This window comes from Anaeromyxobacter oryzisoli (assembly GCF_022690765.1).
Taxonomy (GTDB): domain Bacteria; phylum Myxococcota; class Myxococcia; order Myxococcales; family Anaeromyxobacteraceae; genus Anaeromyxobacter; species Anaeromyxobacter oryzisoli.
Window position 1 is genome coordinate 1 of sequence record NZ_JALCZA010000109.1, and the last position, 13728, is coordinate 13728.

11 protein-coding genes are annotated in these 13728 nt (G+C 74.6%); 8 read left to right on the plus strand and 3 right to left on the minus strand.

The window, feature by feature from the left end:
- The coding region (locus MNZ27_RS21320; protein WP_242396102.1) for a sulfatase-like hydrolase/transferase at nt 1–1833 on the minus strand (1833 nt) is incomplete at its 3' end.
- Between the two features lie 85 nt (nt 1834–1918).
- Nucleotides 1919–2686, minus strand: coding sequence for a glycosyltransferase family 2 protein (locus MNZ27_RS21325; protein WP_242396103.1), 768 nt, complete (start codon nt 2684–2686; stop codon nt 1919–1921).
- Between the two features lie 187 nt (nt 2687–2873).
- Here MNZ27_RS21325 and MNZ27_RS21330 point away from each other — a divergent pair, with 187 nt between their 5' ends.
- The 3 genes from MNZ27_RS21330 (at nt 2874) to MNZ27_RS21340 (ending at nt 5211) form a co-directional block, all read left to right on the plus strand.
- Nucleotides 2874–3665 (plus strand): glycosyltransferase family 2 protein, encoded by a 792-nt coding sequence (locus MNZ27_RS21330; protein WP_242396104.1) that lies wholly within the window; start codon nt 2874–2876, stop codon nt 3663–3665.
- A gap of 119 nt (nt 3666–3784) precedes the next feature.
- Nucleotides 3785–4258, plus strand: coding sequence for a hypothetical protein (locus MNZ27_RS21335; protein WP_242396105.1), 474 nt, complete (start codon nt 3785–3787; stop codon nt 4256–4258).
- A gap of 515 nt (nt 4259–4773) precedes the next feature.
- The gene (locus MNZ27_RS21340) at nt 4774–5211 is read left to right on the plus strand and encodes a hypothetical protein (RefSeq protein WP_242396106.1); all 438 of its coding nucleotides are present in this window, start codon (nt 4774–4776) and stop codon (nt 5209–5211) included.
- 120 nt (nt 5212–5331) lie between these two features.
- Here MNZ27_RS21340 and clpB read toward each other — a convergent pair whose 3' ends face one another.
- Nucleotides 5332–7959 carry an ATP-dependent chaperone ClpB gene (gene clpB, locus MNZ27_RS21345; protein ID WP_242396107.1) on the minus strand — a complete coding sequence of 876 codons (2628 nt, stop codon included), beginning with the start codon at nt 7957–7959 and terminating at the stop codon, nt 5332–5334.
- Nucleotides 7960–8144: 185 nt separating this feature from the next.
- Between clpB and MNZ27_RS21350 the strand changes: the two genes are divergently transcribed.
- The 5 genes from MNZ27_RS21350 to MNZ27_RS21370 all read left to right on the plus strand — a co-directional run.
- Nucleotides 8145–9725 (plus strand): sensor histidine kinase, encoded by a 1581-nt coding sequence (locus MNZ27_RS21350; protein WP_242396108.1) that lies wholly within the window; start codon nt 8145–8147, stop codon nt 9723–9725.
- Between the two features lie 154 nt (nt 9726–9879).
- Complete coding sequence (locus MNZ27_RS21355; protein WP_242396109.1) at nt 9880–10947, plus strand: type III polyketide synthase; 1068 nt, start codon at nt 9880–9882, stop codon at nt 10945–10947.
- Complete coding sequence (locus MNZ27_RS21360) at nt 10941–11225, plus strand: phosphopantetheine-binding protein (RefSeq protein WP_242396110.1); 285 nt, start codon at nt 10941–10943, stop codon at nt 11223–11225. The genes MNZ27_RS21355 and MNZ27_RS21360 overlap by 7 nt, the downstream gene beginning before the upstream one ends.
- A complete protein-coding gene (locus tag MNZ27_RS21365; RefSeq protein WP_242396111.1) occupies nt 11222–12988 on the plus strand; it encodes an AMP-binding protein in 1767 nt (588 codons plus the stop codon). Before MNZ27_RS21360 ends, MNZ27_RS21365 begins: the two co-directional genes overlap by 4 nt.
- On the plus strand, nt 12985–13728 hold a 744-nt coding region (locus MNZ27_RS21370), incomplete at its 3' end, for an NAD(P)/FAD-dependent oxidoreductase (RefSeq protein ID WP_242396112.1). The genes MNZ27_RS21365 and MNZ27_RS21370, both read left to right, overlap by 4 nt.

The following is a 13728-nucleotide window of genomic DNA, read 5'->3' on the forward strand; positions in this document are numbered from 1 at the left end:
GGCGACCGGCGCCGGCTCGCCGCGGAGCGCGCGCATGATCTTCCCGGCGTTGGCGGCGAGCCGCTCGGGCCCGTCCGGCAGCCGTCGGTCGGACGGATCGGTGATCTCCGCCGAGCCGAGGCCGGCGTACATCCGGACCTTCAGGTCCTTCCCGATCACGGCGTAGCGCGGCTCCCAGCCGACGGTCGCGACCACGAACCGGTCCGGCGGCGACTCGAACATGTCCATCCCGTCCGAGTAGAGGGCGGGCGGGTGCGTGTCCCCGAGGAGGGCGAAGAGCGTCGGCGCCGCGTCCACGTGCGAGGTGGGCGCGTCGAAGACGCCCCGCGGGACGCCGGGGCCGAAGATCGCCGCCGGGACGTGGATCTGCTCCTCGTTCACGTCGGAGCCGTGGGCGATGTGCCCCTTCTGCCGGAACTCCTCGCCGTGATCGGCGGTGAGGAAGACGAGCGGCGCCTTCCCCCGGCTCCGCTCGACGCTGGAGAGGAGCTCCTCGATGCGGCGGTCCACCGTGTGGAGCGCGTTCCGCGCGCGGTTCTTGATGAGCGCGCCGGCCACCGTGGTCGCCTTGACGCTGCCGTGGCCGTCCCACTCGGGCACGAACACCCGGTCCTGCGGCTCGTACGGATAGTCGAAGTGCGGGCCCACGAAGAACACGAAGAGGAAGAGCGGCTGGTCCGGCGGGGTCGCCGCGGCGATCGCCTCGGCGCGCTTCACCATCTCCCGGTCGGCGGTGAGGCCGTCGGTGTCGCACCAGGTCTCGAGGTCGCTGCCCGCCCCGCCGAAGACGGTCTGCTTCAGGTTCATCCAGTCCACGCAGGAGGCGGCCAGCATCCGGACGTCGTAGCCGTTCTCCTTGAACGCCGGGAAGAGCATGGGCCGGCGGCCGGCGCCCACCGTCGCCTCGAGCTTCTGGGCCTGGATGCTGTAGACGAGCGAGAAGATCGCGTAGTGCGTCGCGCTCGCGGTGGAGGAGTGGTTCGTGAAGCGCGCCCCCGCCTCGGCGCGGCGCCAGACGTTCGGCATCGTGCGCGCGTCGAGGTGGTCGTGCGGCGTGGACTCGATGGTCACGAAGACGACGTCGGGCTTCCGCGTGAACCGGATCTCCTTCGGATCGAGGCCGGCGGGGAGCCGCATCGCGTCGGCGTGGGCGAAGGGGTCCTGGTTGCGCTTGCCGAAGATCGCGTCGGCGATCTTCCCCATCCGGATGGGCGGCTGGAGCGGGAGGACGCCCGAGGCGGCGAAGATCGCGGGCCCTCCGAAGTGGGTGAGGGCCTGCCCGTAGACGCGCTCCGCGCCGGCGAGGAGGAGGATCGCCGCGGCGGCGCGCCAGGCGCGCCGGCCGGGGCGGGCGAACCGCGCGACGAACCAGGCGCCGGCGAGCGTGTCGAGGGCGACGAACGCGACGGCCATCGCGGCGAACAGCGCGATGTCCCGCGGCGCCACCCCGGTCTCCTTCAGGGCGCGCGGCTGGGTGAGGACCTGGAAGAAGAAGCCGTTCAGGTGGAAGCCCACCGCCCCGTAGACTTGGCTGTCGAGGGCGAGGGCGGCCGTCCCCAGCCCGGCCACCCCGGGCGCGAGGAGCCGGTACGCCCGGGGCCAGGGCGAGGCAGGGAGCGCGAGCAGGAACGCCGCCAGCGCGAGGAGGAGCGCCTGCGGCAGGAAGGTCGGCCAGAGCGCGAGCCGGTAGGCCGGCGGCGCCGCGTGCACCGCGGCCGAGATCGACGGCGCGTAGAGGAACAGGAAGAGCGGGACGTGCAGGAGCGCCCAGGCGAGCGCGGCGGCCCGGAGGGCGGGGCGGCCGGGCGCGGGGGCCGCGGAGGAGACGAGCATCGGGGGCGGACCCTAGCAGAGCGGCCCCGGGCGCGGAAGCCGGACGCCGCCGCGGCGGCCGCCCGCCCGCCCGCTCGCCCGGCCGCTACCTGGGCGGCCCGTCCCCGCGCGCCAGCTCGCGGAGCTTCGCGTACTTCAGGAGCGTACCGTTCGCGTGCATGCACGCGAGCAGGAAGCCGTGCAGGCCGTCGAGGAACCCGCGCTTCAGCACGTAGGCGCGGAGGAAGGTCGCGAGCGGTGCGAGGACCAGCTTGGCGGCGGACGCGCGCCGGCCGCGCTCGAAGGCGTCCCGCGCGGCGAGGTTCGTGTACCGGTTCGCCTTGAGGACGTGCTCCTCGAGCCGCAGGTACGTGTAGTGGAGGAGGTGCCCCTCGAGCCGCGCCACCCGGAGACCCGGCGCGAGGACCAGCGCCTCGTGCACCGCGCTCGCGTTCCACGAAGCCGCGTCGCGGGGGAAGAGCCGGATCTTGCGGTCGGGGTACTCGAGCCCGTGGCGGAGGAAGCGGCCGTAGTACCAGTTGAGGCGGGAGACCGCGTAGGCGCCCTCGAGGCCGCGCCGGCGCGCCGCGAGGATCGCCTGCTGGAGCGGCTCGTCGAGGACCTCGTCGGCGTCCACGGAGAGGACGTACCGGTGCCGGGCGGCGGCGTCGCCGAGGTTCTTCTGGGGGCCGAAGCCGAGCCACGCCTGGCTGATCACCCGCGCCCCGAGCCGCTCCGCGATCGCGACCGTGTCGTCGGTCGAGCGGTCGTCCACGACCACGATCTCGTCCACCACCGGGAGGAGCGACCGGAGGCACCGCTCGAGGTTGCGGGCCTCGTTCTTGGTGATCACGACGGCGGAGATGGGGTCCATGCGTCGCTCCGGGTTACCCCGGACCGGTGGTCGCCGGCAACCGGCGCGGGCGAGCGGGCTCGCCGCGGGAGACGCCGCCGCAGGCGCTCCGCGCGCGCGACGTGGCGGGGCTCCCCGCCACCTGCCCGCCCTCCCGGACGGCGCGAGCGCGTGATAGGGTTCGCGCCTCGCCGGAACCGCGGCACGCATGAACGCGACCCTCGTCGTCACCACCTACAACCGCAAGGACGCGCTCGAGCTCGTGCTCGAGAGCGCGCTCGCGCAGACCGTGCTCCCGGCCGAGATCGTGGTGGCGGACGACGGCTCCCGGCCGGACACCGCCGCGCTCGTCGCCGCCGTCGCGGCGCGCGCGCCGGTGCCGGTGCGCCACTGCTGGCACGAGGACACCGGCTTCCGCCTCGCGGCGATCCGGAACCGGGCCGTCGCCATGGCGCAGGCCCCGTACGTCGTGCTCGTGGACGGGGACCTCGTGCTCGAGCGCCACTTCCTCGCCGACCACCTCCGCGCGGCGCGGCCGGGCCGGTGGGTGCAGGGCGGCCGGGTCCTCCTCTCCGAGGCGGTGACCCGCGACGCGCTCGCGCGCAGGCGGCTCGCCTTCGGCCCGCTCGAGCCCGGGACGCGCAACCGGAAGAACGCGGTCCGGGCGGGGTGGCTCTCGCGGCTCGCCTCGTACCACGGCGACGACCCGTACCGGGTGCGGGGCGCGAACCTCGCCTTCTGGCGCGAGGACGCGCTGCGCGTGAACGGGTTCAACGAGGACTTCGAGGGCTGGGGCCGGGAGGACTCCGAGTTCGCGGCGCGGATGAGCCACGCCGGGGTCCGGCGGCTGCACCTCAAGTTCGCCGCGGTGGCCTACCACCTGTGGCACCCGGAGGCGTCCCGGACGCTGCTCGCGCGGAACCAGGAGATCCTCGACGCGACGCTCGCCGCGCGGGCCACGCGCTGCGAGCACGGCATCGCGCGGTACCTCGCCGGCTAGTGCCTCGTCAGGTACGCGGACCGCGCGATACGAGTGCACCGTCGCCGCCGCCTCGGCGGGGCGTATACATCATAGCAAACGCGGGCGTCGGATTTCTGTCGGGCTCCTTATTGGCATCCGTGAATGGCGCCTCAGCGGGTGATGCGCTCAAGGCCGGGCTGATTTCGGGCGCCATATCTGGGGGCATCGCAGCGATCGCTGTTGCGGGCTTCGCGCTGAAGAACATGGAAGGGTACGCTCGCGTTTCGCGAGGCTACGAACTGCTGCCGGACGGGAACTACGTGACCCCCAGTGGAGATGCCGCCCTCCTGGACTTCGAGGATCCAATCATGCCTGAGGGAGTCACCGGTAGCCCCTTGGGTGAGACAGGGAGCACCGGCACCCTCGGAGAGTTGGGCACGCTCGGCAAGTTGGGCGAGAACGTGAAACTCCTGCAGAACTGGGGCTGGGCACACGATGGCCTCTGTGGTGTACTTGGCACGGGAGGGTTGGCCCCGCTTTCGCTCGGGACGCAGCCGCTCGGCGCACTGATGGGCTTCTTTATGCTTCCCGGCGTGGCCGGTTATTTGGGATCGGACTGGGAGTATCGTTGACCCGGGTTAACTGGGATTTGATGAAACGGGGTCCGGCGCCGCCCGTGACCGAGGATCGAGCCTGGGTGGGTTGGTGCTCTAACAGTGCAAGCATCAAATACGTGACCCTGGACCTCGACCTGACGGCCTCGTCGAGCGGCGAACTGGGAGGCGCCCCAAGGGCAAGTCCGGGGGCGGGCTCGCCACGGTCGAGCGGGAGGGGTTGGGCGCTTTCGAACGGGGCGTGTGATCCCAAATTGTTCATTCATGGCTGGCCTCCAGCCTTCTGCGTCGTTATCTCGTTCGCGAATTGTGGATCTTGGTAGCCACCACGGTCCAGGTGGTGACCAGTTGCCTTTGGACATCTACCCCTGAAGCGGTACTCCGGTACGTTCCTTCCTGTGACCCTCCGCCTTACCGCTCTCGGGGCCTTGGCCTCGATCTGTCTCTGCGCATTGCCTCACACATCCCTGGCCCTCGAAGAGTCCGCTCCGGCGGCAGCTGTCCATAAGCCGGCGGAGGCTGCCTCGGAGCCAGTGGTTTCCGCCCCCGCCGACAACGTGCCGCCGAAGAGCGCAAGAGACGAACCACGCAGCGTCATCCCCATCTTCGGCTTGCAGTACTCGCGGCTGCAGGGCTTAGCCGGCTCGCTCGGTGTGGGCGTCGGCCGCGAGGAGCCGCGGAACCGCTGGCGCGGGCTTGTCGCGTTGGTCGAGCCCGGCGCTGGGGGCTTCAAGGTGCAGGTCGGCGCCGGGTGGGTGTCCGGGGCCGAGGCCGCCCTCTTTGCGCGCGGCTCCTGGCTACGGACCTGGGGCCATCCTGGTGGTGTGAGCCGATACCAGAACTACGCCGGCACCGAATTGGAGGGGGTGCTACTCGGCTTCAACGTCATGGTCGGGCTCTACCGCCACGTCGGCGGGTCACCGATCGACCAAAACTGGGTTGGGACCGCCGGCGTCGGGCTTTGGTACTGACGGCGGGCGACCCGCGCCCGCTCTTCGCGAGTGAGCGCGGCGAGCTCCTGGGCAAGGCGGAGAAGATCGCGGAGGTCACGAGCCACGGGCGGATTCTAGCACCGGGACTCCCTGAGCGCTTCAGTGCACCGTCGCCGCCGCCTCGGCGGGGCGGGACCCCTTCGAGAAGGCGATGTTCCCGTCGGGCCCCTCGTCCACGACGACGTGGTCGCCGGCCTTGAACTCGCCCCGGAGCAGCTTCGTCGCGAGGGGATCCTGGAGCATCCGCTGGATCGCCCGCTTGAGCGGCCGGGCGCCGTAGACCGGATCGTAGCCGGCGTCGGCGATCGCCTCGCGGGCCGCGTCGGTGAGCTCGAGGGTGACGTGCCGCTCCTCGAGGAGCCTCCGGAGCCGGCCGAGCTGGATCTCCACGATCCGGCCGAGGTCGGCGCGGCCGAGGGGCCGGAACACGACGATCTCGTCCACCCGGTTCAGGAACTCGGGGCGGAACTCGGCCCGGAGGCTCTCGAGGGCCGCCTCGCGGATCGGCTGCATGTCGGCGCCGGGCCGGCCGGCGAGCCGCTGGATCTCCTGCGAGCCGATGTTCGAGGTCATGATCACGACGGCGTTGCGGAAGTCCACCGTCCGGCCCTGGCCGTCGGTGAGCCGGCCGTCGTCGAGGATCTGGAGGAGCACGTTGAAGACGTCGTGGTGCGCCTTCTCGATCTCGTCGAAGAGGATCACGGAGTAGGGGCGGCGCCGCACCGCCTCGGTGAGCTGGCCGCCCTCCTCGTAGCCGACGTAGCCGGGGGGCGCGCCGATGAGCCGGGCGACGGCGTGCTTCTCCATGTACTCGCTCATGTCGATCCGCACGAGCGCGGCCTCGTCGTCGAAGAGGAACTCGGCGAGCGCGCGGGCGGTCTCGGTCTTCCCGACGCCGGTCGGGCCGAGGAAGATGAACGAGCCGATCGGCCGGTTCGGATCCTGGAGGCCGGAGCGGGCCCGCCGGACCGCGGCGGAGACGGCGTTCACCGCCTCCTCCTGCCCGACCACCCGCTCGTGGAGGCGCGCCTCCATCCCGAGGAGCTTCTCCACCTCGCCCTCGAGGAGCTTCGAGACCGGGATCCTGGTCCAGTTGGAGACGACCTCGGCGATCTCCTCCGGCGTCACCTCCTCCTTCAGCATCGCCCCCTCGCCCTGCATCCGCGCGAGCTTCTCCTCCGCGGCCTTCACGCTCCGGGTGAGCTCAGGGATCCGCCCGAACTTGAGCTCGGCGGCCCGCTGGAAGTCGGCCTCGCGCTCCGCGCGCGCCTGCTCGGTCCGCGCCTGCTCGACCTGCTCGCGCAGCGCGTTCAGCTCCTGGATGACGCCCTTCTCGGCGTCCCAGCGCGCCTTGAGGCGCGCGAACTCCTCCTTGCGCTCGCCGAGCTCCTTCTCCACCACGGCGAGCCGCTCGCGCGACGCGGGATCCTCCTCCTTCGCGAGCCCCTGCCGCTCGATCTCGAGCTGGGCGATCCGGCGGCGGACCTCGTCCACCTCGGTCGGCATCGAGTCGATCTCGATGCGCAGCCGCGAGGCCGCCTCGTCCACGAGGTCGATCGCCTTGTCCGGGAGGAAGCGGTCGGTGATGTACCGGTGGCTGAGCCGGGCCGCCTCGACGAGGGCCGCGTCCTGGATGTGCACCTTGTGGTGCAGCTCGTAGCGGTCCTTCAGGCCGCGGAGGATCGAGACGGTGTCGGCGACCGACGGCTCGCCGACGAACACCGGCTGGAAGCGGCGCTCGAGCGCGGCGTCCTTCTCGACGTGCTTGCGGTACTCGTTCACCGTCGTCGCGCCGATGGCGTGCAGCTCGCCCCGGGCGAGGGCGGGCTTCAGCATGTTGCCGGCGTCCATCGCCCCCTCGGCGGCCCCGGCGCCGACGAGCGTGTGCATCTCGTCGATGAAGAGGATGATCTTGCCCTCGGAGGAGGTGACCTCCTTGAGCACGGCCTTGAGCCGCTCCTCGAACTCGCCGCGGTACTTGGCGCCCGCGACCATCGCGCCGAGGTCGAGGGCGAGGAGCCGCTTCCCCTTGAGGCCCTCCGGGACGTCGCCGTCCACGATCCGCCGGGCGAGCCCCTCGACGATCGCGGTCTTGCCGACGCCCGGATCGCCCACCAGCACCGGGTTGTTCTTGGTGCGGCGGGAGAGGATCTGGACGGTGCGGCGGATCTCGTCGTCGCGGCCGATCACCGGGTCGAGCTTGCCCTCCTTCGCGAGCTGGGTGAGGTCCTTCGCGTACTTCTCGAGGGCACGGAACTGGCTCTCCGCGTCGGGGGAGGTGACCCGCGCGCCGCCGCGGAAGCCCTCGAGCGCCGCGTGGATCCGGTCCGCGCTCGCGCCGGAGGTCCGCAGCGCCTCGCCGGCGCCGGTCTTCTCGCCGGCCGCGGCGAGGAGCAGGTGCTCGGTCGAGACGTACTCGTCCTTGAGCCGCTTCGCCTCGTCCTCGGCGCGGTCGAGCAGCTTCATGAGCCGGTTCGACGGGTAGGGCTCCGCCCCGCCGCCGGAGACCGTCGGGACGGTGCGCAGCTCGTCCTCGATCCGCGAGGCGACGAGCGTCGGCTCGGCGCCGATCTTCTGGAGGATCGGCCGGGTCGTGCCCTCGTCCTGGGCGAGGAGGGCGAGCACGAGGTGCTCCACGTCGACCGCCTGGTGATCGCGCCGGCGCGCCTCCGCCTGGGCGGCGGCGAGCGCCTCCTGCGCCTTGACGGTCAGCTTTTCCGTTCGCATGGCCCGAACGTAAATCGCGGATCGGAGCTGGCAAGCGGCCCGGCCGCGGAGGCCGCGCGACCCCGACGGGCGTCGCCGGCGCGCGCGCCGCGGGGAGGACCGGCGCGGCCGGCACGCCGAGCTCGCTTCCCCTCCACCCGGGGTAGACGGAGAATGCACCGTTCGCAAAGAGCCTCGGGAACCCCGTGATCGCCGCCGCGCCGACCGCCCCTGCCGCCGAGCCCCCTGCCGCCCCCCCGGCCGACGCGGGGCACGGCCGGCGCCTGGCGCTGACGATCGCGGCGGCGCTCCCGCTGCTGGTCCTGATCGGGCTGAAGGACGTCGCGGCCGTCGAGCTGACCGCGCCGGAGTACGTCTCGTTCCACACCGCCCTCGAGCTCGCGGTCGCGTCGATGCTCCTCGCGACGTTCGCGGTGCAGTGGTTCGCGGCCGGTTCGCGCGCCTTCCACGACGCGCGGGCGCGCGTGCTCGGCTCGGCGCTCCTCGCCGGCGCGATCTTCGAGGGGCTGCACGCGCTGGTGTTCCCCGGGATGCCCGGCTTCTTCGGCCCGGGCACGGTGGAGCGCGGCATCGTGTACTGGCTCGCCGCGCGCGTATGGACCGTGGTCGCCCTCGTCGTCGCCCCGCTCCTCGCCCCGAAGCGCGACGGGCCGCTGCTCCGGCGCCGCGTGCTCGTGCCCGCGAGCGTCGTGGCGGTCGGCGCGGTGCTCGCGCTCGACCTCCTCGTCCTCCCGCGGCGGCACCTCTTCTACGTGCCGGGGCGCGGCCTCACCCCGCTCAAGCTCGCGATCGAGGGGGTGCTCGCCGTGGTCGCGGCGGCGGGCGCGATCGCCCACGCGCGCGCCGCGCGGCGGACCGGCGACCGCGCCCGCGGCCGGCTCTCCGCCGCGCTCTACCTGATGGCGCTCTGCGGGATCTCCTTCGCGCTCTACGCCCACGCGTACGACGCCTTCAACGTGCTCGGTCACCTGTACATGACGGGCGCCGCCGTGCTGGTCTTCGACGCGCTGTTCCTCGCCGCGCTGGTGAAGCCGTACGCCGAGCTCGACGCCCTCCGGGCCCACGTCGCGGGCGAGCTCGAGGTGACGATCGCCCGGCTCCGCGAGCGGACCGAGCAGCGCGACGACCTGCTGCGCGCGGTCTCGCACGACCTGCGGACGCCGCTCCAGGTCGTGCTCCTCCGGGCGTCCAGCCTCGCCCGCGCGGCGCCGGAGACCCACGGCCGGGCCGCCCGCAGCATCCTGGGCGCCGGGCGCCGGATGGAGCGGATGCTGCGCGACCTCGTGGACTCCGCCCGCGCGGAGAGCGGCCAGCTCGTCCTCGCCCGCGAGCCGGTCCCGCTCGCGCCGTTCGTCGCCGGCCTGCTCGCCGAGGCCGACGGCGTGCTGGAGGTCGGGCGCGTCACGAACGCCGTCTCCCCGGCGCTGCCCCCCGCCGACGCGGACCCGGACCGGCTCGAGCGCATCCTCCTGAACCTCGTCGGCAACGCGCTCAAGTACTCGCCCGGCCCGGTGACGGTGAGCGCCAGGCGCGACGGGGGCGCGCTCTGCGTCTCGGTGCGCGACGAGGGGGACGGCATCGCGCCCGAGGACCAGGCGCGGATCTTCGAGCGCTACGTGCGCGCCCGGAGCGTTCGCCAGGACGGGCTCGGCCTCGGGCTCTTCATCGTGCGGCGCCTCGTCGAGGCGCACGGCGGCCGGATCCGGGTGGAGAGCGTGCCCGGCCAGGGCAGCGTCTTCTCGTTCACGCTCCCCGTCGCGGGCTGACGGCCGACCGCGCCGGAGGCGGTCGCGGGAGGGCGGACGAGGTCGGCGATCGCCCGGCCGACCGGAGGGGGGTGCGGCCGGCCCGGGCGGTCCTTGCGCCGGGCGGCGCCGGCGCACATGGCTGCGGCGACCGCTCCAGGTCGATCCTCCTCCCGTGACCCCGAACCCGTCGATCCTCGCCGTCGGCCGCGCGCTGCCACCGAACGCCGTCGATCAGGAGACCCTCATCGCGGCGCTCTCCGCCTACTGGGGAGCCCGCCACTACAACGTGGAGCGGCTCGCCGAGCTGCACCGCGCCGTGAAGGTCGGGGTGCGCCACCTCGCGCTCCCCCTCGCCGAGTACCCGGCGCTGGACAGCTTCCAGCGCTGCAACGACGCGTTCCTGCGGGTCGGGGCCGACCTCGGCGAGGCGGCGGTCCGGGACGCGCTCGACCGGGCCGGCCTCGCGCCGCGCGACGTCGGGCATCTCTACTTCGTGACGGTGACCGGCGTCTCGACGCCCTCCCTCGACGCGCGCCTCGCGAACCGGCTCGGCCTCGCGCCGGGGGTCAAGCGGACGCCCATCTTCGGCCTCGGCTGCCAGGCGGGCGCCTCCGGGATCGCCCGCGCCTCGGACGCGCTCCGGGCCTTCCCGGGCCAGGTCGCGGTGGCGCTCTCGGTCGAGCTCTGCTCCCTGACCCTCCAGCGCGACGACGCCTCGGTCACGAACGTGATCGCGACCGGGCTGTTCGGCGACGGCGCCGCCGCCGCGGTCCTCGCCGGCGGCGAGCGGCCAGCCGCCCCCGGCGCGCCGCGGGTGCTCGCCACCCGCTCGGTGTTCTACCCGGACACCGAGTGGGTGATGGGCTGGGACGTGGTGGACACCGGCTTCAAGGTGGTCCTCTCGGCGAAGGTGCCGCAGGTGATCGAGGCGAACATCGGGCGCGACGTGGACGCGTTCCTCGCGGAGCACGGGCTCGACCGCGCCGCGATCCGCCACTGGATCGCGCACACCGGCGGGCCGAAGGTCCTCGAGGCGTTCCGGCGCGGGCTCGGCCTGCCGGAGGCGGCGCTCGCCCGCTCCTGGGCCTCGCTCCGCGACGTCGGGAACCTCTCCTCCGCGTCGGTCCTCTTCGTGCTCGCCGATCTGCTCGACTCCGGCGAGCCGCGGCCGGGCGACCTCGGGCTCCTCGCGGCGATGGGGCCGGGCTTCTCGGCCGAGCTGGTGCTGCTCCGATGGTGAGCGGGGGCGCGAGCGGGGAGGGGCTCACCGGGCGCGAGGCGCGCGTCGCGGCGGAGATCCGCCGCATCGCCCGGGAGGACCTGGGGCTCGAGGCGGCCGCGCCCGCCGGCGCGCCGCTCGCGTCCGCGCTCGACTCGCTCGCGCTCCTCTCCCTCGTCGTGGCGGTGGAGGACCGGTTCCGGGTGGCGTTGTCCGACGAGGCCGCCGCGGGGGCGCGGAGCCTCGAGGACCTCGCGCGCCTCGTGGCGGCGCGCGCCGCCCCGGAGGCGTTCCCGTGATCCTCCGCGGTCCGCCCCAGCCGCCCCCGCGCCACGCGACGCTCGTGCGCGCCCTCGCCGAGGCGGCGCGCCACCCGAGCGGCGTGACCTTCGTGGATCTCCAGGAGCGCGAGGTCTTCGAGCCGTGGGCGGAGGTCCGGGCCCGCGCCCTGCGCGCCGCCGCGAACCTCGTCCACCTCGGCGTCCGGGAGGGGGACCGGGTGGCCGTCGTGCTCCGGACCGAGCCCGCCTTCCTCGACGCGTTCTTCGGCGCCTGGCTCGCCGGGGCGGTGCCGGTGCCGCTCTACCCGCCGGTGCGCCTCGGCCGGATGGAGGAGTACCTCGCCGCGACCGGCCGGATGATCGCCGTCTCCGGCGCGCGGCTGGTGGTCTCCGCCGGCGGCACGCGGCGGCTCCTCGGGGAGGCGGTGGAGCGGGGCGGGCCGGACCTCGGCTGCGTGGACGCCGACGCGCTCCGGGAGCTCCCGGCGCGGATCGCCCGCGACCCCGCGCCGGACGCGCTCGGGCTCGTGCAGTTCTCCTCGGGCTCGACGGTGGACCCGAAGCCGGTGGCGCTCACCCACGCCGCGCTCGGCGCGATGAGCGACGCGCTGGTCGCCCTCACGGCGGCCGACGCCCGCGACGTGCTGGTGTCGTGGCTGCCGCTCTACCACGACATGGGGCTCATCGGCGGGCTGCTGGCCGCGATGAGCTACCCCGGGCCGCTCGTGCTCGTCCCGCCCGAGCACTTCCTCGCCCGGCCGGCGCTCTGGCTGCGGGCCATCGCGCGCCACCGCGGGACCATCTCCGCCGCGCCGAGCTTCGCCTACGCGTACGCGGCGGCGCGGGTGCGCGCGCGGGAGCTCGAGCGCGTGTCCCTCGCCACCTGGCGGCTCGCGCTCGACGGCGCCGAGCCGGTCTCGGCCACCGCGCTCCGGAGCTTCGCGACCCGCTTCGAGGAGCACGGGCTCGACCCGGGCGCGCTCGTCCCGGTGTACGGGCTCGCCGAGGCGGCGCTCGCCGTCACCTCCCGGCGCCCCGGCGCGCCGCTCGCGGGCCGGAGGCTCGACCCGGTGGTCCTCGCCCGCGACGGGGAGGTCGTCCCGGGGCCGCGCGAGGTGATGGCGGTGGGCACGCCGGTGCCGGGCGTGGAGGTCGAGGTGCGCGGCGCGGGCGGGGAGGGGCTCGGCGAGGGGCGGCTCGGCCGGATCTTCGTCCGGGGCCCGGCGCTCATGCGGGAGTACCTGGGCGATCCGGAGGGCACGGCGCGCGCGCTCCGGGACGGCTGGCTCGACACCGGGGACCTCGGGTTCGTGGCGGACGGCGAGCTGTACGTGCACGGCCGGGCGAAGGACGTGGTGTCCGTGCGCGGCGCGAACCGCGCGCCGGAGGAGTTCGAGGCCCCGCTCGCCACGGTGCCGGGGCTGCGGCCCGGCTGCGCCGTCGCCCTCGGGTTCGTCCCGGAGGGCGGGGAGGGCGAGGCCCTCCTCGTGCTCGCGGAGCGGGCGCGCGAGGGCGGCGTGGACGACGGCGACCTGGAGACCCGGGCGCGCCGGGCGATCCTCGAGGCGACCGGGGTCGCGCCGCACACCGTCCGGATCCTCGCGCCCGGCACGCTCCCGCGGACCTCCTCCGGGAAGCTCCGCCGCCAGGAGGCGCTCCGGCTCTACACCGCCGGCCGGCTCGCGCCGCCGCGCGGGATGAACCCGCTCCGGCTCGCGGTGAAGGCGGCGCGATCCCAGCTCGCCTACGCGCGATCGCGCCGGCGCGGGGACGGGCGGTGACGGCGGCGAGCGGCCGCGTCCGCGACGCGGTGGTGGTCGGGGGCGGCCCCGCCGGGCTCGCCTTCGCCATCGCCGCGGCCCGGCGCGGCCTCGACGTGGCCGTCCTCGAGCGGGGCGCCGCGCCGCTCGACCGCGCGTGCGGCGAGGGGCTCCTGCCGGCGGGCGTCCGCGCCCTCGGAGCGCTCGGGGTCCTCCCGCTGCTGCCCTCGGCGGACACCGCCCCGGTGTGGGAGATCCGCTGGTACGAGCCCGGCGGCGGTGGCGCGCGGGTCGCGCTCCCGGCGCCCGGCGGGCTCGGCGTCCGGCGCACCGCGCTCCGGGCGGCGCTCCGGGCGCGGGCGGTGGCCCTCGGCGTGGAGGTGCGTGAGGGCGCGGAGGTGATCGCGCACCGGCGCGCCCCGGGAGAGATCCGCGCGGAGCTGGCGGGCGGCGACGCGGTCGCGGCGCGCGTGCTCGTCGCGGCGGACGGGCGCGGCTCCCCCGTGCGCCGGCGGGAGGGGCTCGACCGGCCCGTCGCCGGGCCGCCGCGCTTCGGGATCCGCCGGCACTTCGCGCTCGCGCCCTGGGCCGACGCGGTGGAGGTCCACTTCGGCGACCGCGCGGAGGCGTACGTCACGCCCGCCGGCGCCCGGCGGGTCGGGATCGCGTTCCTCCTCGAGTTGGAGCGCGGCGGTCGAGCCCGGTACGACGAGCTCCTCGGCCGGTTCCCGGCGCTGGCGGCGCGGGTCGCCGGCGCGCCG

Coding starts and splice junctions, on each gene's coding strand:
- MNZ27_RS21325 (WP_242396103.1), bottom strand. CDS start 2,686: ATGGACCCCATCTCCGCCGTCGTGATCACCAAGAACGAGGCCCGCAAC.
- MNZ27_RS21330 (WP_242396104.1), top strand. CDS start 2,874: ATGAACGCGACCCTCGTCGTCACCACCTACAACCGCAAGGACGCGCTC.
- clpB (WP_242396107.1), bottom strand. CDS start 7,959: ATGCGAACGGAAAAGCTGACCGTCAAGGCGCAGGAGGCGCTCGCCGCC.
- MNZ27_RS21360 (WP_242396110.1), top strand. CDS start 10,941: ATGGTGAGCGGGGGCGCGAGCGGGGAGGGGCTCACCGGGCGCGAGGCG.